Annotated in this window: 23 protein-coding genes; 18 read left to right on the forward strand and 5 right to left on the reverse strand. The window is 42.8% G+C overall.

All coding sequences use genetic code 11. The features are described 5' to 3' along the window. Position 1: 1 nt before the first annotated feature. From PHP90_RS02340 to PHP90_RS02350, 3 genes are read right to left on the reverse strand one after another with little or no spacing between them, the layout of a single operon-like run. The gene (locus PHP90_RS02340) at positions 2–835 is read right to left on the reverse strand and encodes a tyrosine-type recombinase/integrase (protein WP_299924645.1); all 834 of its coding nucleotides are present in this window, start codon (positions 833–835) and stop codon (positions 2–4) included. Then, entirely contained in the window at positions 835–1,833 is a 999-nt protein-coding gene (locus PHP90_RS02345; protein WP_299924648.1) for a hypothetical protein, read from the reverse strand. Before PHP90_RS02345 ends, PHP90_RS02340 begins: the two co-directional genes overlap by 1 nt. Beyond that, positions 1,833–2,429 (reverse strand): hypothetical protein, encoded by a 597-nt coding sequence (locus PHP90_RS02350; RefSeq protein ID WP_299924651.1) that lies wholly within the window; start codon positions 2,427–2,429, stop codon positions 1,833–1,835. Before PHP90_RS02350 ends, PHP90_RS02345 begins: the two co-directional genes overlap by 1 nt. Positions 2,430–2,552: 123 nt before the next feature. On the opposite strand from PHP90_RS02350, the gene gatC reads away from it, so the two are divergent. From gatC to PHP90_RS02370, 4 genes are all read left to right on the forward strand, one after another. Continuing rightward, a complete protein-coding gene (gene gatC / locus PHP90_RS02355; RefSeq protein ID WP_299924654.1) occupies positions 2,553–2,843 on the forward strand; it encodes an Asp-tRNA(Asn)/Glu-tRNA(Gln) amidotransferase subunit GatC in 291 nt (96 codons plus the stop codon). Positions 2,844–2,846: 3 nt separating this feature from the next. Beyond that, entirely contained in the window at positions 2,847–3,191 is a 345-nt protein-coding gene (locus tag PHP90_RS02360) for an arsenate reductase family protein (RefSeq protein ID WP_299924657.1), read from the forward strand. After that, entirely contained in the window at positions 3,188–4,258 is a 1,071-nt protein-coding gene (locus PHP90_RS02365) for a type IV pilus twitching motility protein PilT (protein ID WP_299924660.1), read from the forward strand. Before PHP90_RS02360 ends, PHP90_RS02365 begins: the two co-directional genes overlap by 4 nt. Positions 4,259–4,362: 104 nt before the next feature. After that, positions 4,363–4,767: a Fur family transcriptional regulator gene (locus PHP90_RS02370; RefSeq protein WP_299924663.1), complete on the forward strand. Its 405-nt coding sequence runs from the start codon at positions 4,363–4,365 to the stop codon at positions 4,765–4,767. Positions 4,768–4,842: 75 nt separating this feature from the next. On the opposite strand, the gene PHP90_RS02375 is transcribed toward PHP90_RS02370, so the two are convergent. Further along, complete coding sequence (locus PHP90_RS02375; protein WP_299924666.1) at positions 4,843–6,189, reverse strand: class II 3-deoxy-7-phosphoheptulonate synthase; 1,347 nt, start codon at positions 6,187–6,189, stop codon at positions 4,843–4,845. 205 nt (positions 6,190–6,394) lie between these two features. Here PHP90_RS02375 and PHP90_RS02380 point away from each other — a divergent pair, with 205 nt between their 5' ends. The 11 genes from PHP90_RS02380 to PHP90_RS02430 all read left to right on the forward strand — a co-directional run bounded on the left by PHP90_RS02380 (position 6,395) and on the right by PHP90_RS02430 (position 16,009). Then, the gene (locus PHP90_RS02380) at positions 6,395–7,321 is read left to right on the forward strand and encodes a GGDEF domain-containing protein (protein ID WP_299924669.1); all 927 of its coding nucleotides are present in this window, start codon (positions 6,395–6,397) and stop codon (positions 7,319–7,321) included. Then, the gene (locus PHP90_RS02385; RefSeq protein WP_299924672.1) at positions 7,321–7,938 is read left to right on the forward strand and encodes a CvpA family protein; all 618 of its coding nucleotides are present in this window, start codon (positions 7,321–7,323) and stop codon (positions 7,936–7,938) included. Before PHP90_RS02380 ends, PHP90_RS02385 begins: the two co-directional genes overlap by 1 nt. A 3-nt stretch (positions 7,939–7,941) precedes the next feature. Next, positions 7,942–8,424 carry a Fur family transcriptional regulator gene (locus PHP90_RS02390; RefSeq protein ID WP_299924676.1) on the forward strand — a complete coding sequence of 161 codons (483 nt, stop codon included), beginning with the start codon at positions 7,942–7,944 and terminating at the stop codon, positions 8,422–8,424. A gap of 19 nt (positions 8,425–8,443) precedes the next feature. Next, positions 8,444–9,961: a lysine--tRNA ligase gene (gene lysS, locus PHP90_RS02395; RefSeq protein ID WP_299924679.1), complete on the forward strand. Its 1,518-nt coding sequence runs from the start codon at positions 8,444–8,446 to the stop codon at positions 9,959–9,961. After that, positions 9,958–11,205: a serine hydroxymethyltransferase gene (locus PHP90_RS02400; RefSeq protein ID WP_299924682.1), complete on the forward strand. Its 1,248-nt coding sequence runs from the start codon at positions 9,958–9,960 to the stop codon at positions 11,203–11,205. The genes lysS and PHP90_RS02400 overlap by 4 nt, the downstream gene beginning before the upstream one ends. A gap of 12 nt (positions 11,206–11,217) precedes the next feature. Then, the gene (locus tag PHP90_RS02405) at positions 11,218–11,760 is read left to right on the forward strand and encodes a DUF1882 domain-containing protein (protein WP_299924685.1); all 543 of its coding nucleotides are present in this window, start codon (positions 11,218–11,220) and stop codon (positions 11,758–11,760) included. A 42-nt stretch (positions 11,761–11,802) separates the two neighbouring features. Continuing rightward, complete coding sequence (locus PHP90_RS02410; protein ID WP_299924688.1) at positions 11,803–12,660, forward strand: SPOR domain-containing protein; 858 nt, start codon at positions 11,803–11,805, stop codon at positions 12,658–12,660. A gap of 1 nt (position 12,661) precedes the next feature. After that, positions 12,662–14,074: an anthranilate synthase component I family protein gene (locus PHP90_RS02415; RefSeq protein WP_299924691.1), complete on the forward strand. Its 1,413-nt coding sequence runs from the start codon at positions 12,662–12,664 to the stop codon at positions 14,072–14,074. Next, on the forward strand, positions 14,071–14,862 hold the full coding sequence (locus tag PHP90_RS02420; protein WP_299924694.1) for a shikimate dehydrogenase: 792 nt from the start codon (positions 14,071–14,073) through the stop codon (positions 14,860–14,862). The genes PHP90_RS02415 and PHP90_RS02420 overlap by 4 nt, the downstream gene beginning before the upstream one ends. Continuing rightward, positions 14,862–15,638 carry a TOBE domain-containing protein gene (locus PHP90_RS02425; RefSeq protein WP_299924699.1) on the forward strand — a complete coding sequence of 259 codons (777 nt, stop codon included), beginning with the start codon at positions 14,862–14,864 and terminating at the stop codon, positions 15,636–15,638. The genes PHP90_RS02420 and PHP90_RS02425 overlap by 1 nt, the downstream gene beginning before the upstream one ends. A 134-nt stretch (positions 15,639–15,772) precedes the next feature. Beyond that, entirely contained in the window at positions 15,773–16,009 is a 237-nt protein-coding gene (locus tag PHP90_RS02430) for a hypothetical protein (protein ID WP_299924702.1), read from the forward strand. A 256-nt stretch (positions 16,010–16,265) separates the two neighbouring features. Here the strand turns inward: PHP90_RS02430 and PHP90_RS02435 are convergent, their stop codons facing one another. Then, positions 16,266–16,901, reverse strand: coding sequence for a hypothetical protein (locus PHP90_RS02435; RefSeq protein ID WP_299924705.1), 636 nt, complete (start codon positions 16,899–16,901; stop codon positions 16,266–16,268). A 289-nt stretch (positions 16,902–17,190) separates the two neighbouring features. Between PHP90_RS02435 and modA the strand changes: the two genes are divergently transcribed. The 3 genes from modA (at position 17,191) to PHP90_RS02450 (ending at position 20,109) form a co-directional block, all read left to right on the forward strand. Continuing rightward, complete coding sequence (gene modA / locus PHP90_RS02440) at positions 17,191–17,946, forward strand: molybdate ABC transporter substrate-binding protein (protein WP_299924708.1); 756 nt, start codon at positions 17,191–17,193, stop codon at positions 17,944–17,946. Between the two features lie 90 nt (positions 17,947–18,036). Further along, entirely contained in the window at positions 18,037–19,407 is a 1,371-nt protein-coding gene (locus tag PHP90_RS02445; protein WP_299924711.1) for an OprD family outer membrane porin, read from the forward strand. Between the two features lie 123 nt (positions 19,408–19,530). Further along, positions 19,531–20,109, forward strand: coding sequence for a globin (locus tag PHP90_RS02450; protein ID WP_299924714.1), 579 nt, complete (start codon positions 19,531–19,533; stop codon positions 20,107–20,109). Position 20,110 lies beyond the last annotated feature (1 nt).

The raw sequence follows: 20,110 nt of genomic DNA on the forward strand, positions 1-20,110 counted from the left end.
TCTATCCTTTACTCGATGTATTCGCCATCGGGTGATGGTTACATACCGTCTCTTGAAGATTTTGTTTTTGGACATGGGTATATATTTGTGTGGTCAGCAGCGAAGAATGACCCAGTAATTCCTGAACAACCCGTAAATCCGCACCGCCGAGTATCAAGGCCGTTGCATACGAGTGGCGCAGCGCATGCGGAGAAACACCCAGATATTTTTGCGTGATTTTAAAAGCGGAAATTCGGCTGAGCGGTTCTCCCCGATAGTTAAGCCAAAGTGTTTGTCGTGTATAGGGGCATGCATCCTGATAGATTTTAATCGCTTTTAATGCCTCATGCGCGATAGGGACGTAGCGTTCTTTCTCCCCTTTTCCATGTCGGATTCGAAGCCACTCACCCTCAATATCTCCTTCTTGAACCAGCAAACATTCACTGATACGAACACCGGTCGCATAGATAAATAGTAACAGTGCATAATCACGCAACCCTATCCATTCACTCCGATCAATGCATTGCAACCCGGATTGGATCATCTCAAAAGTCAAATACTTCGGTAAATTTTTCGGGATTTTTGAAAGAGAAAATTTTGAAGATACGTGATCAAATCGACTGCGGTGGCAAAAATCTAAAAAAGAGTTAAACGCTGAAAGTTTCCGGTTCAATGTTCGTTTATTGGCTATTGTCCCAAGAATATGAAAAACCGTGTTGGAATCAATCTCAGTGAGATTTTTGAGTGAAGTGTGTTCAATATCGGTCAAATCATGGCGATAGGCCTCAATCGTTCGAGGACTAAGCGCTTTGACAACCGTGATATATTCGATAAAAGCTTCAAGCTCTCCCGACATTATTTGAGATTGATATAGCGGTCATCAAAATAGAACTGACCGTCTCCCACAAAGATTTTATTATCGCTGTCCAAATTAATATCATAAATATCATAGGATAAAAGATTTTTGCTCAAAGCGATCATATACCCTTCTTGCTCCAAAACAAACACACGGTCATTTTGTACACTGATACCCACAAAATGGGCAAACGGGAATTTTTTCTTCGCTTTAAACTGTAACGTCGGGCTTAGAGCGATTACTTCACCCTGCTTCGTCGTTAACCAGATACCATCGGCAGTATACGCAATATCTCGAATCTCATATTTTTCGCGAGCCTCTTTTTGCGAAAGTGCCAAAACAGCATTTCCCGTTGAAGCGACAAGATTATTGTCGATAACATTCATATAGGTGATATTGTTAAAGTATTCATCTGAACTCACGACTACAGAACGTAAAACTTGTTTTGTTTCTGAATTAACGATAACAATCTTGCCGTCCAATGTCAAAAACATTACCAATTCTTTTAGGAAATAAGGGTTTGCGATTCTTGCATCCACCGCAATCGGAGCATTTGAAGGCTCTTTGAAAAGAAGTTTTTTACTTTCAAGAGAATAAAGCGCCATTTCATTATTCGTAAATAAGACGGCAACAATATCACCCTGAATACTTGCAGCGGCAACTCCGCGTTTAAAATCAAACGTCACTTTTGAATCGCTGCCGTCTTGCGGGAACAACACCATATTGCCTTCCGGACTTGATGTAATAACCCATGAGTCACTTATATTAATCAGACTGTAATCGTTTGGAATTTTTAGCATTTTCTCTCCGTCTTTAGAGAGGAGATGCCCATTTTCCAAAACAGCCGCCGATTGCGTTACCTGATTGATAGAAGCACTCAAATGTCCTGCACTACGCCATTCACCTTTTACATGCTCCGGTTTAAACACCTCTTTATGAGAGCATCCGCTGAAAAGAACAGCCATTGCAGCTGATAACGCGATAAAGGTTGTCTTCATTATTTTACTCCGTAATGCGAGAGCGACTGCGCTATTGTGTAGATAGGTGAATCTTCGGGAATCAGTGCAATATGTTGATGTGCCGATACCGTATCACCTTTTTCCATCGCACTGACGGCTAATTCAAGCAATGCTATATCTTTATACAAAGCGCCCTGCTTCTTAGTGTACGTATCAAGAGCTTTAGAATCGCCTTTAATTGCAGCGGCTTCATACGTGGCAATGTCAGAAACGCCAAATGCGTCAGAGTGCTCCAACTTTTCCAACAGCGTCACGTCGTTTTGTGAAATACCGCGTGAAAGCTGCCATACATCATACAACTTTGGATTGTCATTTTTGAGAGTCTCTTGTGCTTTTGTATCAGCCGGATTGGCTAATAAAGCGTTAAATGCCGTATTGGAACTCTCAATTTTTGCTTTTGTATACATTTGATACCCGATCGCTCCACCAACAGCGAACAACGATGCAACTACTACAGCGATTAATGGCTTTTGATACCGTTTGACAAAACGTTCAGTCCGGATAGCACTTTCGAAAAATTTTTCTTCAGAACTCAGCTCCTCTTTGAGGGCACTCATATTCTCTTTTAGACTCAAAACAGCTCCTGTCTTTCACAATCATTAATTAGAGCAATGATATCTTACCCTACGTTAAAGTTTTGTAAACCTATTTTTAGGGTACAATTATTTTTCATAAATTTATCACAACTTAGGTTAACCATGCAAATTGACGAAGCCCTCTTACAACGTTTAGAAAAACTCTCTTATCTTCAAATACCTGAAGAGCAACGGGAAGATATGATATCGCAGCTCAGCGAAATCGTTTCGTTTGTCGATAATCTCACTGAATTGAATACAGACGGTATCAGTGCAACGTTTGCTATGTCCGATACACCGACATCTCTTCGTGAGGATATCGGAGTAGTTGATCGCTCAATCAATGATGATATTTTGACACATGCGCCCCATTCTTCAGAGCATTTTTTCATTGTTCCAAAGATCATCGAGTAAACCATGACGCATATCTACGGAATTAAAAATTGCGGCAGCGTTAAAAAAGCTCTTCAGTTTTTTGATATGCATTCTCTCCCATACACATTTCATGATTTCAAGATTTCTCCCGTTTCCAGGGTAAAAATTGAATCATGGTTAAAAAAATCCGATATGAGTGTGTTGCTTAATACCAAAGGGACAACCTATCGAACACTGGGAATTAAAGCGCTCAACCTGGACGAAAGCGGTAAAATAGAGTGGATGAGTAATCATAATCTCCTCCTTAAACGCCCTATTATTGAATATAACGACAAACTAGTTGTCGGATATGATCAATCTCATTACGAAGGAATATTTCACTCATGAATGCTGGATTAGATATTTATAAACTCCTCAAAAGTGTTGTCGCCTACAAAGCGTCCGATCTCCATCTGGTCAGTCGCTCTGAACCGCAAATTCGTATTGACGGACGTCTTGTCGCCCTTAACCTTCCAATTCTTGACGGACGGGACATTGAAGAGATGGGATATTCTCTTCTCACTGAGAAACAGAAAAAAATATTTGAAGAGAATAACGAATTGGACTTCTCAATCGTTATTCCTGATGTAGGCCGATTCCGTGCCAACTATTATCGAACCATGGACGACATTGCGTGCGCATTTCGTATTATTCCCGTAATTATCCCTTCACTTGATGATTTGAACGCGAAAAAAATCTTTAAAGAGATCATTAAGCGTGAAAAAGGACTTATTCTTGTAACTGGTCCGACCGGAAGCGGTAAATCGACCACCTTGGCAGCTATGCTCAATGAGATCAATATGACTGAAGCACGTCATGTTATTACCGTTGAAGATCCTGTCGAGTTTGTCCACACCAATAAAAAATCGCTCTTTTCCCATCGTAATGTCGGAACCGATACAAAGAGTTTCTCTGCCGCATTGAAATACGCGATGCGTGAAGACCCGGACGTTATTCTGATTGGGGAGATGCGTGACCGTGAAACCATTTCGGCGGCACTTACCGCTGCAGAAACCGGACACTTGGTTTTTGGAACCCTCCATACCAATTCGGCTCCACAAACGATTAACCGTATCATTGACGTTTTTTCCGGAGATGAACAGCCGCAAGTACGTGCACAGCTTTCAACTTCACTTATCGCCGTAATAGCACAAGCCCTTTTGCCGAAAATCGGCGGAGGTCGTATTGCAGCCCAAGAGATCATGATCACCAATCCTGCGATTGCCAACTTGATCCGTGAGGACAAAGTTCATCAGCTCTATTCCCAAATGCAGCTCAATCAGACAGGGACAAGTATGACGACTCAAACACAAGAAATTATTGAGTTCCTTCGTAAGAAAATCGTTAGCAAAGATATCGCATTACAATACTCCAATAAACCGGATGAATTGCTTCGCCTTATCGACGCTATGTAATTTTTCCCCCTATCAGGGGAGAATATCTTAAAAATTATTTCAGAAAATCTCCTTTTTGAATGCTTTTATACTATTTAGCACTCATTATCCTATAATTCTCTATTATGAAACATGAACACATACTGAAGCAACATCATCTCAAAGCAACGCCTCAGCGTATTGCTATAGTAGAATTAATGCAGCGCGAAGGACATATAAGTATTGATGATTTATATGGTGCAATCCGAGATAAGTTCTCATCCATCTCATTGGCAACCTTGTATAAAAATATTCATACAATGATAAATGTCAGTTTGATACGTGAAGTAAAGATTCCAGGCCAAAAAACAAAATATGAGATTGAAAAAGAGGCCCATGCCCATGTTATGTGTAAAATGTGCGGTGAACTAAAAGACGTCCCTTTTAATCCGTCAGGATTAATAAAAGAGACGATTGAAGTCAGTCAGTATTCAGCAGATGAAGTAGCGATTGTGATTTCGGGCGTTTGCCCTGCTTGTCAGAAAAAATAAAAGGCTCAGACTACCGTTCGTCCTGAGCCTGTCGAAGGGTGTTCATGGTTCGACGAGCTCACCACGAACGATCTTTTAACGATGTGCTTCTTTAAGGGTATCTGCGATCAAGAATGCAAGTTCCAGTGATTGATCCGCATTCAGTCGAGGATCACAATGGGTATGATAACGGCTTTTTAGATTATCGGAAGTGATCTCAAACGATCCACCCAAACATTCGGTAACATTTTTACCTGTCATTTCCAAATGAACCCCTCCGGCATACGTACCTTCGGATTTATGAACTTGGAAGAATTGTTTCATCTCTTTGAGGATTGAATCGACAGGACGGGTTTTGTAACCGGCACTGGTAATGGTATTTCCATGCATCGGATCACAGCTCCAGAGGACCTTTTTCCCTTCACGTTCAACCGCGCGAATCAATGCAGGCATTCCTTCACCCACTTTATCGGCTCCCATACGGACAATTACATTTAATCGTCCTGCTTCATTATTCGGATTCAATACGTCACATAAGCGAATCAAATCTTCCGGATCCATAGAAGGGCCGGCTTTTACCCCTATCGGGTTTTTAATACCGCGCATAAACTCGACATGGGCACCGTCAAGTTGACGAGTACGATCACCGATCCACAACATGTGAGATGATACATCGTACCACTCACCCGTTAATGAATCTTGTCGGGTAAACGCCTCTTCGTAATTCAAAAGCAATGCTTCATGAGAGGTATAAAAATCGGTCTCACGCAATGTTCGATAGGTATCTGAAGTGATACCGCACGCTGCCATAAATCGGAGAGAATCATCGATTTGGCGTGAGAGTTCATCGTATTTTTTAGTCATTTCATTTTGCCCGACAAATCCAAGGTTCCACGCATGAACTTGATGCAAATCGGCTAATCCGCCTGATGCAAAGGCACGAAGAAGGTTGAGAGTTGCAGCAGACTGATTATATGCCTGTACCATACGGTATGGGTCAGGGACACGGGCAGCTTCCGTAAAATCGACCCCATTTATGATATCTCCTCGATAGCTCGGCAGACTGATCCCCTCAAGCGTTTCAAAATCGGATGAACGAGGCTTTGCGAATTGCCCGCCCAAACGTCCTACTTTGACAACGGGAACTCCTCCGGCAAACGTCATAACAACGGCCATCTGCATCATTACTTTGAATGTATCACGGATATTGTGTGCGTGAAATTCCGAAAAACTCTCTGCACAATCGCCTCCCTGAAGGAGAAATGCTTTTCCTTCACACACATCGGCAAAATTTTTCTTGAGGGTACGTGCTTCACCTGCAAAAACAAGAGGAGGATAATTACGAAGCTGTGATTCGATCTGCTCCAGTGCTTCCGTATCCGGATACGTCGGCTGCTGCTTAATCGGTTTTTCTCTCCAGCTGGATCGGCTCCATGTACTCATATCATCTCCTGTGTGCTCTCGCACCATAATTATTAGTTCCCGAATTTTATCCTTTTATCCTAAAAGAGGACTGATTGAGAGGATCAAAAGTTATATTTATGTTAGAAAAAGTATAATGGCATAACTTTTAGAAAGTTTAATACTTGCCTTTTCCTCCACAATTAAGAGGTATTTGAACATTCAAAACACATATTAAGGTCAAATGGTGGAAACCAACCAAGTCAATCCTTTACTTTTCCTTTTTTGCAAAGAACTCACGATCCAACTCGAGTCACTCAGCAACTTACAAGAGACCATTACACCTACAGAATTTTCTGAGCTCATTTCGAATGCTACCCATGAAGTTTTAGAATCGTATACGTCAGGTGAATTTGATTTACTGGCCTATCGCGGCACCGGGGCAGAAGAGTATAAAGAGCTGGCACGCAGAAGTATCGATTCGTATTCGGCAAGCAACACAAAAATTGGTGAAATCACCGACAGACATGCAGAATTGCTTAATGAAACATCCTCTTCAAAGTTGATTGATTTCAGTAAAATTTCTGAAAAATTCAATGCCATTCAAGACCACTTAAACGATGAAGTCTCCCGTGCCAATGATGTGATTCACACCCTGTTGGAACAGGTCAAAACGTTAGAAATAAAAACATCTCTCGACCCGCTGACCAAAGCATACAACCGTTATGCTCTTCATGAATATTTAAAAGTCGTTCTTGAAAAAGAAAAATTGGATTACGATATTTTTGCACTTATGATCGATGTGGATGATTTTAAAATAATTAATGATCGATTCGGCCATATTGCAGGGGATAAAGTTCTTATCTTTATCGTGAAACTTTTCAAAAAAGCATTACGTGACGGTGATCGGGTGTATCGATTCGGTGGAGAAGAATTCATCATCCTCCTCAACCGTACTGACGCTGCAGGTGCTCAGCTGGTAGCTGAACGGCTGTTGAACCTCTGCCGCAACAATAAGCCGTTGTTCCAAAACCAACAAATCCCCGTAACATTAAGTATCGGGCTCACTAAAATAATCGAAGGTGACACGATCGATGCGATTATCAATCGTTCGGATGTTGCTTTGTATCGAGCGAAAAAGAACGGTAAAGACCGTCTAGAAATGGAGTTTTAATGGATATGAATTATTTCGACGTTGCTGTAGGCTCAGTCATTTTACTTTTGGGATTAAAAGGGTTACTCAACGGTTTTTCCAAAGAAGTTTTTGGAATGGTCGGTATTGTGGGGGGCGTCTATGTTGCTTCTCATATCGGCGGATATATAGGCAAATTTTTAAGTGATAATCTTTTCCATTTTGAAACGTCGACTGCGGTTAATCTGGTCGGTTTTGTTTTCGCATTAGGAATATTTTGGCTGCTCATGGTTGCGCTCGGTGCCGGATTTAAAAAATTAAGTTCTCTCAGCGGCTTAGGGCCAATCGATCGAGTTCTCGGCTTTCTTGTCGGAAGCAGTAAGTTTTTCTTTATTCTCTCAATTATTGTGTATGCCCTTTTTAGTGTTACCGCGATTAAAGAGAATTTTGAACCGAAAATGGCAAACAGCTTCTTTTACAAACCGATGTTTGCTACAGGAGATTTTATTCTTCATATCGAGACAAATGATGTCAAATCACTTGTAGGCGATGACAATAAAACCGAAAAAAATGATTCGAACGTGGAGTCAAAAGATGAAACAAAAAAAAATGATACAAAAGAAACGCATACGAAACACGGATCGAAAAAGGGAGAATAATCAATGAACTCTTATACCGATTTCACAGAAAGAACCGTTGAATACAATAAACTTTTAAGTGATTTCAAACAGTTATTGAAAGTTAACGGTCTTAAATTTACCATCCAGCGAGAAGTCATTCTTGAAATGCTTTATAACTCGGATGAGCACCTTACACCGGAAGGTCTGCATCATCTGATTCAAGAAAAACATCCGGATCTCAATACCGGAATCGCTACGGTTTATCGGACATTATCACTTTTGGAAGATTCTGAAATGGTCACTTCGCTCTCTTTCGGAGCGCAAGGGAAAAAATATGAGTTAGGGGCAAAAGATCATCACGACCATATCATTTGTACCACATGCGGCAGTATCACCGAGTTTGTGGATGAAGCAATCGAAGAACGTCAAAAAAAGATCACCCAAGAATTAGGATTTATCATGCAAGAGCACTCTATGCAGATATACGGCATTTGTAAAAATTGCCAAGAACAATCCACAAAATAATCATAGACAAGGAAAAACATTGGCATTTGAAAACCAATACGTACAACAACGGATCGAAAAAGCCGAAGCACTCAGAGCTCTCGGAATTGATCCTTATGCGAACAACTCTAACCGAAATACGACGATCGATAAATTCCATAATGTTAACTCTGATTTGTTTCAGAGTGAGGAAAAACGCGATGAACACCGTCATTACACGGTAGCAGGACGGATCAAACTCTACCGTCTAATGGGAAAAGCAAGTTTTCTTAAAATCGAAGATGAAAGCGGCATGCTCCAAATTTACGTCGCTCGAGATAATCTTCCTGAGAACTTTTATAATGATGTATTTAAAAAACTGATCGAAGTAGGAGATATCATTGAAGTAAGCGGCTATCCGTTTATTACACAACACGGTGAGCTCTCTTTACACGCAGATACCCTTAAAATATTGACCAAAGCCATCTCTCCCCTACCGGAAAAATTTCATGGGATTCAAGATAAGGAGATGCGCTACCGCCAACGCTATCTTGATCTGATCATGAATTCCGAAGTGCGTAAAACATTTCATATCCGCTCAAAAGTGATCAGTCTTACCCGACGCTTTTTCGAAGACAAAGGATTTTTGGAAGTTGAAACACCAATGATGCACCCTATTGCTGGCGGTGCCAATGCAAAACCGTTTGTGACGCATCATAATGCTCTCGGCGTTGATCGTTATCTTCGAATTGCCCCTGAGCTTTATCTCAAACGTCTTATTGTCGGCGGGTTTGAAGCGGTTTTTGAAATTAACCGCAATTTCCGTAATGAGGGGATGGATGCAACCCATAATCCTGAATTTACCTCTATCGAGTTTTACTGGGCGTATAAAACCTATAAAGATTTGATCGTTATTACAAAAGAGTACTTTGAATATCTCTTTGATCATCTTGACTTGCCGAAACGTCTTCCATACGGTGAACTGGAAGTCGATTTTGACCAATTCACTGAAATTGAACTCATCAAAAGTTTGAGTGTCATCGGCGGAGTTCCGGAAGAGATTGTCAATGACAAAGAGTCAATTTTGGCATTCTTGAAATCGAAAAATCTTGAAGCAAACAGTGCGATGAATCTCGGTCAGCTCCAAGGCGAATTGTTTGACGAATTTGTTGAAGGCAAACTGATCAATCCAACCTTTATTACCCACTATCCGGTTGAGATTTCACCTCTTGCACGCCGCAATGACGAGCGTCCTGAGTTGACAGACCGATTCGAACTTTTTATCGCCGGACGAGAAATTGCGAACGCCTTTAGCGAATTAAACGACCCTGTAGATCAGTTGGGACGATTTGAAGGGCAAATGGCTGCTAAAGACTCCGGTGATGACGAAGCCCATGAGATGGACGAAGATTTCGTCACGGCACTTAGCTACGGGATGGCACCTACTGCAGGACAAGGGATCGGAATTGACCGCCTCGTCATGATGCTGACCAACCAACATTCAATCCGGGACGTATTGCTCTTCCCGGCAATGAAACCGATACAAAACAACCAAATCAACAACGGAGAAGAAGAATGAGTTTCCTTAAAGAATTCGATAACGAAATATACGCCCTATGTGAGCAAGAGCTCGAACGTCAAAGTGATCATTTGGAGATGATCGCTTCAGAAAACTTTACTCTTCCTGCCGTAATGGAAGCGATGGGTTCGGTGTTCACGAACAAATATGCCGAAGGATACCCTGCAAAACGCTACTACGGCGGATGTGAATTTGCTGACGGCGTCGAGCAACTGGCAATCGATCGCGCATGCGAATTGTTCGGATGTAAATTTGCCAACGTTCAACCGCATTCCGGTTCATCGGCAAACGGTGCCGTGTATGCGGCATTACTCCAAGCAGGTGACAAACTTCTCGGTATGGATCTGAGCCACGGCGGACACTTGACTCATGGTTCAAAAGTAAGTTTTTCCGGTAAAAACTACCACAGTTTTTCGTATGGTGTAGAGCTTGACGGTCGCATCAACTATGAGCGTGTTATGGACATCGCTAAAATCGTTCAGCCTAAAATCATCGTGTGCGGTGCATCAGCGTATGCCCGTGAAATCGATTTTGCCAAATTCCGTGAAATTGCCGATGCGGTCGGAGCGATTTTATTCGCCGATATTGCCCACATCGCTGGTTTGGTGTGCGCCGGTGAGCACCCAAGTCCATTCCCGTATGCCGATGTCGTCACGACAACTACACACAAAACCCTTGCAGGGCCTCGCGGCGGTATGATTATGACCAATGATGAAGAGATCGCTAAAAAAATCAATTCCGCGATTTTCCCTGCCCTTCAAGGCGGACCGTTGGTTCATGTAATCGCGGCAAAAGCGGTTGGATTTAAATTCAATCTTTCTCCTGAGTGGAAAGTGTACGCTGCGCAAGTCAAAGCCAATGCGGCAGTCCTTGCTGACGTGTTAATGAAACGCGGATATGATATCGTCAGCGGCGGTACCGACAATCATCTTATCCTCGTTTCTTTCCTGAATAAACCGTTCAGCGGAAAAGAGGCCGATGCGGCACTCGGGCGTGCAGGTATCACCGTCAACAAAAATACGGTTCCGGGTGAAACCCGTTCTCCGTTTGTTACATCCGGTGTCCGTATCGGAAGCCCGGCGCTTACGTCACGCGGAATGAAAGAGAAAGAATTCGAACTTATTGCCAATAAAATCGCTGATGTTTTAGACGATATTGAAAATGTTGAAAAACAAGCTGCTATCAAAGAAGAGCTTCAAGCTTTAGCACGCGGATTTATTATCTATAAACAACCAACGTATTAAGGAGATTTGCCCATGACATCGATGGATATGAAACTGATTAAAATGATTTCGGACCATTATTGGCTGAAACATGACAATGTCGTCAATAAAATCGATTTCAAAGGGCGTACTTTCTTTAACAAATACGAAAAAATCGATAAATCACTAACACAGGCAATTATTGATCAGCATTTAAAAGGGCAGATCACCGTAGCTCATTCTTTGATTAACAAATTTGAGAAAGTCGAAAACATCGTGATCGATTATAACGGTACCGATCCTCAGCGTTTTTACCACAAAACACAGCTTTTGCTTCGTGAAGAGGGATTTATCAACTTTACCGCTTTTGAGACCAAAACACCGGGACATCTCCATGTTTATATCCATAAAGGGCATACCACTTTACAAGAAGCCAACCAACTGGGTAAAATGATTTCCATGAAATTAGCCGCAAAACAACCAAAACAGTGGAGAATGTTTCCGACACTCGATTTGCCGCCGGAATACAATATTCTCAACCTTCCCTATGAAGTGTACGCTAAAGAGCGTGGAGCTTCATGGTCGAAGCATATGTAACTCGACAATCTATAACTATTACACCTAAGGAATGGGACAAAGATGGAAGAAAAAAACGAACTCAACGATATTATCCTCAACAAAAGCGGGTCAGGATCAAACAGCAAAAAGCTGTTGTTGGCAATTGCGGCATTAACGCTCATTCTCATCATCGTATTGGTGATTATGAATTCGCTTAAAACCCAAACCGAAGAACAACCGCCGCATGCGGCAGTGCCTCCGACACCGACTGCTCCGACTGAAATCGTTGACGATCCACTCTTCGAACCGGTCGAAGTGATCCAAGAAGGGGGGAATGAAACTTCCGCTCAGGACTTAGGAAAAATAGCGCAAAAAATCAAACAAGAGTCATTCCAAAATACACAGCCAGAACAACCGAAAGCTGTATCAACGAGTACTCCGGCTCCGCAAGCCAAACCTACTGAAGCAAGTGCCCCGGCACCTGTAGCTGCCGCACCCAAAGCTGAAGTAAAACCTGCCGTAGCGAAGCCTGCTGTTGTAAAAAGTGCACCTAAAGCGCCAGAGCCTGTTGTTAATACCCCTACGATTAAGAACGTCAAACCTGTCGTGCCGAAAAAAGTTGTAGAGACTAAAAAGACAGCCGTACCTGAGACTAAAACTTCTGCCGTAACGGCACCAAAAACGGCAGAAAAACCTGCTGCAAAATCAGCTGCGGATACAGAGGGAACCTATTACATCCAAGTCGGTTCTTTCAGCAAAGATCCGAATAAAGCATTATTTGATCGTCTCAATGCAAGCGGATTAAAATACATCACTGTACCAAGCGGTACAACAACCAAAGTGATGGTCGGACCTTTCCAAGGTGAAAAAGCAGCACGCGACGTACTCGGAACCGTTCGTAAGAACATCGAAGCCGGCGCATATATAACAGGGAAATAATTTGATTACATCTCGCCATTTTTCTCTCGATCAGTTTGCCCCTATCGCCGTTTATGAAAAGGCTAAAACCCTTTTCCCCGGCGAAGTGAGTTTTTTATTTGAGAGTGCCGGAAACAGTGAAGGAAACTATACGATTATCGTGATAGGTGCTCGTGAACGTCTCACCTATGCCGATAAAACAACTACCTACATGGACAGTGAGGGGCTATCGCATCAGCTCGATCTCTCCCCATTTGAATTTTTAAAAGAGTACTATCGTAAAATCGATCAAAACGCATATCGTGAACGTGCACGTGCACTGAAAGTGGGCTATATCGACGGATTCATTGGATTCATCGGATACGACATGGTACAAGTTTTTGAGCATGTTCTCGAAGACTCCATGAACGGCCTTGTCGATCAGGCACAAACACCAGATATGGATTTGATCCTTCCGAAACTTACCCTCGTCGTCTCACATAAAAATGCGACGATCACCTTGATGAGCTGTGTCGATACAATGATCAGCCGTTTTGAAGAGATCGAGACAACGCTCAAAGCTCCTTATCACTACACTCCTCTCAAAGCGATAGCCGAAGATAAAGGGGGAGAATTTATCCATACTAAAGAGAAATTTTTCTCTATGGTGGATGAATCCAAAGAGATGATTAAAAGCGGAGATGTTTTCCAAATCCTGATGACCAACCGCTATATCCGTCATGCTAAAGTAGATCCGTTTAGTTTCTACCGTATCTTGAGACTTAAAAACCCTTCTCCGTATATGTATCTGATGGAGTATGAAGATTTCAGTATCGTCGGAAGTTCTCCCGAAGTGATGGTACGTCTGAGCGACGGAGATATCTTGCTGCGACCGATCGCCGGAACCCGTAAACGGGGAATCAACAAAAAACGCGATCTCGAGCTCGAAGAAGAACTCCTCTCCGATCCCAAAGAGCTTGCAGAGCATCTAATGCTGATTGATTTGGGACGCAACGATGTCGGTCGCGTTGCCAAAACCGGAACCGTTAAAGTCGAAGAGATGATGCACGTGGAGCGTTATTCGCACGTTATGCACATCGTCTCGGACGTGCATGCCCAAATCGCCGATAATAAAGATATGTTCGATCTTCTCGCAGCAACTTTTACAGCGGGAACTATGACCGGTGCTCCGAAAATCCGTGCGATGGAACTGATCGCACAGTTTGAAGGGGTTAAACGGGGCTTTTACAGCGGTACGATCGGATATTTCGGGTTTGATGGCAATATGGACAGTGCGATCACAATCCGAACCGCCCTTATCAAGCCTGACTACGTTATTTTGCAAGCGGGTGCCGGTGTCGTAGCCGACTCCGTTCACGAACTCGAATACCTCGAAGTCACCAACAAACTCGGTGCCCTCACAAGCACACTTGACGATTTGGTCGATCCCCTATGAAACTCTTTAGCATCTTTGGTGATCCGGTAAATCATTCACGCTCACCGCTGATGCATAACAGTGTCTTTAAAACACTGGGAGTCAGTGCGTGCTATTCACGTACTCATCTCACCGACGGCTCGCAATTACGAAATGTTTTTGAAGCCAAAAAACTCAGTGGTGCCAACGTAACCGTCCCGCACAAAGAGGCGGCTTACGCACAATGCGATGAAGTGCGCGGGATTGCCAAAACGATCAAAGCCGTCAATACTCTCGTCTATGAAAAAGGGAAACTTATCGGCTATAACACCGATGCAGACGGTTTTATGAGTGCAATCCAGTCGTTCGGTCCTATCAAAAATGCATTGATTTTAGGCGGAGGAGGAACAGCACGTGCGCTCTCCATCGCATTACGTCAAGGTGAAATTACCCCGACTGTCCTCAACCGCTCATCCGGTCGGTTGGACTTTTTTATCCAAGAAGGGATAGAAGCATACTGCTGGAATGGTTTTACCGCGGACGATTATGATCTGATCATCAACACCACTTCGGCAGGACTCAGCGATGATGAATTACCGATCCCAAGACCGCTGCTTATAGAACTCCTATCCCGTTCAAAAGGGGCGGTCGATGTTATCTACGGTAAAGAGACCCCGTTTTTACGCGAAATAAAAATCAGCGGCCTTCCGTACAAAGACGGTTCGGACATGCTTTTAGCACAGGGCGTGTTAGCGTCCTACCTCTTTCTCGGCGGGGAATTTTCCCTCAAAACCATCGAAGTGCCTATGCAGCACAGTTTTAGCCTGTAATGAAGATCGACGGACGTTTTTGGCTCACCAAAAATGGGCAAAGCTTTTTAGGAACCGGACGGATAGAGCTGCTCGAGCGTATCGATAAGATCGGATCGATCCACGCTGCAGCCAAAGAGATGAAAATGAGCTACAAGGCAGCATGGGAGCGTATTAACGGTATGAATGCTCTCGCCGATCAGCCTCTCATCGAACGGACAACCGGAGGCAAAGGGGGCGGAGGGACAAAACTCACCCCCTATGCGAGAGAACTGATCGCGACATTCCACCGTTTCAACGAGCTTCACCGCCAGTTCATCGACCGATTCTCAGAAGCGGGAAATGATCCCGAACGTCTGGCACGAATCCTGAGCCGTACATTCCTCACCACCAGTGCACGTAATCAACTCCCGAGTGTTCTCAAAGAGATTCAAACAAACGGCCTGCACTCTACCCTCACACTCGCCCTCAGCGGTTCAGATGTCATGCGCTCAACCATTACCGCCAAATCAGTTCTTAACATGGGTCTTACGGTAGGATGCGATACCTACGCGATTATCAAATCAAGCGATATCCATGTCGTCTCCACTCCGCCCTCTTCCGATACCGAAGATAATGTCCTCGCCGGTACCGTTGAAACCCTCGAAACTTCGGGAGACAATATCGAAATCGGCCTGCGCCTAAACGGAGGCACACTCCTCATCGCCCTCGAAAAACAAGATGCATTGCAAAAGTTAAAAGTTGGCACCACTGCTTACGCCATTATTTCGCCGTTGCATATTATTATTGGATTGTAATACCCGCCCGTCATTCCCGACTTGATCGGGAATCCAGTTTTTCTAATCAAATTATTAAAAAATGCAAAATAGTTAATAACTTTTGGCAATTATATTTGTTAAAATTGTCTTTCGATCAATACAAAGGAAATCAAATGAATAAAATCATTGAGCTGGAAACAATCTTAGAACACAATGGGTATAACGAATTGCTAGAAGCCTGTAAAGCCATAGTTGGATCAGATGGTACAGAAATAGGGATGTCTAAATCTATTAATGAAGATGGAATGAAAGAAGCGATGGGTACACTAAAAGTATATTGGCTTAAACAAAAATTACGATACTTGAACATAAAGAAGTCTTTGAACGCGAATGTAAAAATCTTGGATTAATCCCAGATAAATTTATTAAAGATATATATGACGATGTAATGAAAATCGAAGCATTTTTAGACTCCTAATCTCCCCTCCTTAAATGGAGATTTAGCTTATAGCTGGATTCCCAATCTAGTCGGGAATAACAAACACCTTTTTCCCCGTTCGTGGTGAGCTAGTCGAACCATGAATATGCACCCTTCGACAAGCTCAGGGCGAACGGAATCAATCTTCCTTTATTCACTTTTGAACAAGAATCTACAATCGTTTTAGCTTAACAAGTCGCAACACTAAATGCACTTCCTATAGCACTTGCAATAAAATTTATGATTTCTGTTGTTACTCTCGCTTTGTTAAAAACGATATCGCATAAGATTGCAAAAACTAGCCCGAGATAGGCTAGATACCCAAATCCGACATAATCATTGTAGAGTATTGTATAAAACCAATTTTGCTCAAATAGATAAAAATACGAGCTAATGGCTGTGGAGAAAAATATGAGTGTGCCGGGTAAAAACAAATGTTCAGTGGCTTGCGGTTTCAAAAATGATACCCAGAATAATAAGATAAACACGAGCGAGTTTACACCAAGAAATATTCTAATATCCATTGTTAATTTCTCAACAATCTCATTATATTTTGATTGCGTAAAATCTGCCAGTTTATCTTTAGCCTTTTCTAGTTTTAGACGTAAATCTTTGGAAGAATTGACAAAGATTTTTTCAACAGTTTTATATTGAGATGAATTAATAAAATCGACTCTTTCATTTAGTTCGCTCTGTAGTTTCCACTCAATAAAATCTTTACCCGATTTTTCAATGATTGTGGGATCAGAAAAGGTAAAAAGGAATAACGGAAGAAAAAGCAAGATTCCAAATAGTCCAAGGCCTCTAAGCAAATATATTTTCAAAAATCTTCCTTTATATATTTTCAGTTGTCAATATTCTACTCAGAAAACAGAATTGAGATAAAAAATAAAAGCAATATATTAACGATATATAATACTACAAAATGCCTTATCACAATATGATACTTTTATAACATATTTTGATCAACTGTCGGACAAGTTTAAGACTTTTTTCTTATAATTCGTTATATCTTACAAAACACAACGAAAATGTCACGTTTTTTTACGAACCGTTTTTGCACAAGTGAATTTGTAATTTTCGTTATATCAAAACAGATACTAAGGAGTTTCCATGAAACTGATTAAAATTGTATTGGCATCCCTCGCGTTTGCCTCCGCACTCGCTGCGCAAACGATTACTGTTGCCGCTGCAGCCAATATGAAATATGCTGTTGCCGACATCGCTAAAGCATTTACTGAAGAGAGCGGAATCGGTGTCAAAATCATCACCGGTGCTTCCGGAAAACTTACACAGCAAATCATGAGCGGTGCACCGTATGATGCGTTTCTCTCTGCCGATGTCGAATTTCCGACAAAACTTTCTCAAGGCGGGTTTACAACGACTCCGGCTCAAGTGTATGCGTACGGAACACTTATCCTCTGGAGCGATACCGGTGCTGATCTCTCTAAAGGTGTTGCGGTTGTTACAGATCCATCCGTTAAAAAGATTGCTATTGCCAACCCTAAAACCGCCCCTTACGGTACAGAAGCCATGAACACGATGAAATTTTACAAAGTTGCCGATGCTGTCGCATCCAAACTCGTCACAGCGGAATCCATCTCCCAAGTAGGAAGCTATGTAACAACAAAAGCGGTCGATATCGGGTTTATGGCAAAATCCATCGTCCTCTCACCTGAGATGAAAAATGTCGGTAAATGGGTCGAAGTCGATCCTAAATCGTATAACACAATCGATCAGGCGATGGTAGGGCTCAAAAACGGTACCCCTGAAAATCAGATCGCCGCTAAAAAATTCCTCCGATTTATGTCCTCTGCCAAAGCATTAGAAATTTTAAAAGCGAGCGGATACGGTTTACCGAAAAAATAACTTGGCCTCGCCTGAGGCATGATTACGACAGACACAGCCAAATGACTTTGCTTCTGCATCGTTATATCAAAAAACATATAAGGATATCAAATGACAAAACTCAGTATTACTACAGCACTTATTTTAGGAACTTGTCTTATTGCCCAAGCGGCAGATGATTTGGCATCGGCATTTAAAGAGGGGAAACTCGACGGCCGTCTCAGAGCCCAATATTTTGTGACCGATTGGGATGATGACGCCAAATACAGCGCAACCGGATTTGCTGTAGGGGGAAGTTTGATCTATAAAACGGCACCGTTGTACGGTTTTAGTTTCGGAACGGGTCTGTATACCACACAGAATCCGGGCGGATGGACAGAAGCGGAGGATGGAAAATATGCCAATACCTCAAAAGACCTTTTTGCTCGCGGTCCAGGATCGGCGTACAGCTATGGTGACGGATACGCCGTTTTAGCGCAAGCATATCTGCAATACGATATCGCCAAAAGCAAAATCAGAGCGGGTCGTATGCTCGTGACTAACCCATGGATGTCTCCTAACGATACCAAAATGATCCCGATCGCCTATGAGGGGATTGATTTTGTTTCCAAAGATATTCTCAACACAACTATACAGTTGGACTATATTGACAAGATAAAAGAACGGGGAATGGATTATTTCGGAAGCATGGCCGAAACGCTCGATACGCCGACAAAAATCAGCAACTATTATGATACCGGATACGGTACCGCTACGGTACGGCACGGAGATGCTCCCAATGTCAGCATTGTCGGCGTCACGAATAAATCGATTGATAATCTCGAGCTCCAAGGATGGGTGATGCATTGGCCGGATTTGATCGATCATCTCCGTCTCGAAGCCAATTACGCACTGGAAGCGGGCGATGTTATCCTCGGCTTCGGCGGTTTGTACATGAAACAATACGATCAAGGAGCCGGAGATATTATCCTGCCAAAAGCAAACAATTACGATAGCGATAACAGTGTAGACACCTATCTCTATGCACTGCGGGCAACCGCAAATTATCGTGCGGCAAAATTCCTGCTGGCAACATCCCATACGGACGGCGGCGGGGATATGATCGCTCCTTGGCGCGGATTCCCGACACAGGGCTATACACGCAGTATGACGCAAACCGATTGGAATGCGAATACAACCGCCTATAAAGCAGAGTTTGATTATGACTGTGATGCCATCGTGTCGGGCGTAAGTACAATGCTCAGCTACGCCTATTATAACCGTGACCCGAGTAAAAAGCCGTACCAAAGTATGACCGACAGAGCCTACGGAAACGGTGATACCCGTCAATGGAACTTTGATGTCGTGTATAAACTTTCCGGCAGCTGGAAAGGGACGGAACTCAAAGCCCGTCTGATGGATCAAAACAATGAAAAATCAACGTTGGCAACGGCTGAAACTTCTAACCGCGAAATGCGTTTGGAAGCGAACTACCGATTTTAATCTGTGCCCCTGCGGGGCATGAGCAGAGATGACAGGAAGGTTTGTCTGCGGTTATTCAATAAAACCTGTCATCTCCCCTGATGCCCTACCTATATTATCTATATTTGAGTAAAAGGAAATGAAATGAATCTCTTAATGTCTGATGGAAAACCGGTATCGATGTTTAGTGCCTGCGGAACCAAACCGTTCGAACCTGCCAGTATGACACCCAATACCGCCGAAGCCAAAATCGATTTTGTCTACCCTGTAGTTCCTTTTCCGACAACTAAGCTCTATCAGCAATGGGGAGAAGAAAATATCCGTAAAATGGTCCGCTACCATCATGGGTTATTACGTAAAAGTGTCATCGGTAATCTCTTCCCAGCGGATGATACAATGTTTGCCTTTGCGACGGAAAAAACGGCAGACTTTTTTGTAGAGGCATTGGGAGGAGAAAAACATTACACGCCTGTGCATGGTCATCCTGCATTACGAATGCGCCATTTTCATATCACTATCGATGAAAAAGGACGAGAGATCTGGCTAATGATGTATAAAAAAACGATCAATGATCTGGAAATGCCGTCTGAGTGTATCGAAGAGTTCTGGAACTGGATCGAGCCGCTTTCGATTCGAATGATCAACCGACGAACGACCGTCGCACCGATCGAACGTCATCCGTATATATCGATATGGAATAAAATCAAAATTGAGGAAAATTAAG

It is taken from the genome of Sulfuricurvum sp. (assembly GCF_028712165.1).
Taxonomy (GTDB): Bacteria; Campylobacterota; Campylobacteria; order Campylobacterales; family Sulfurimonadaceae; genus Sulfuricurvum.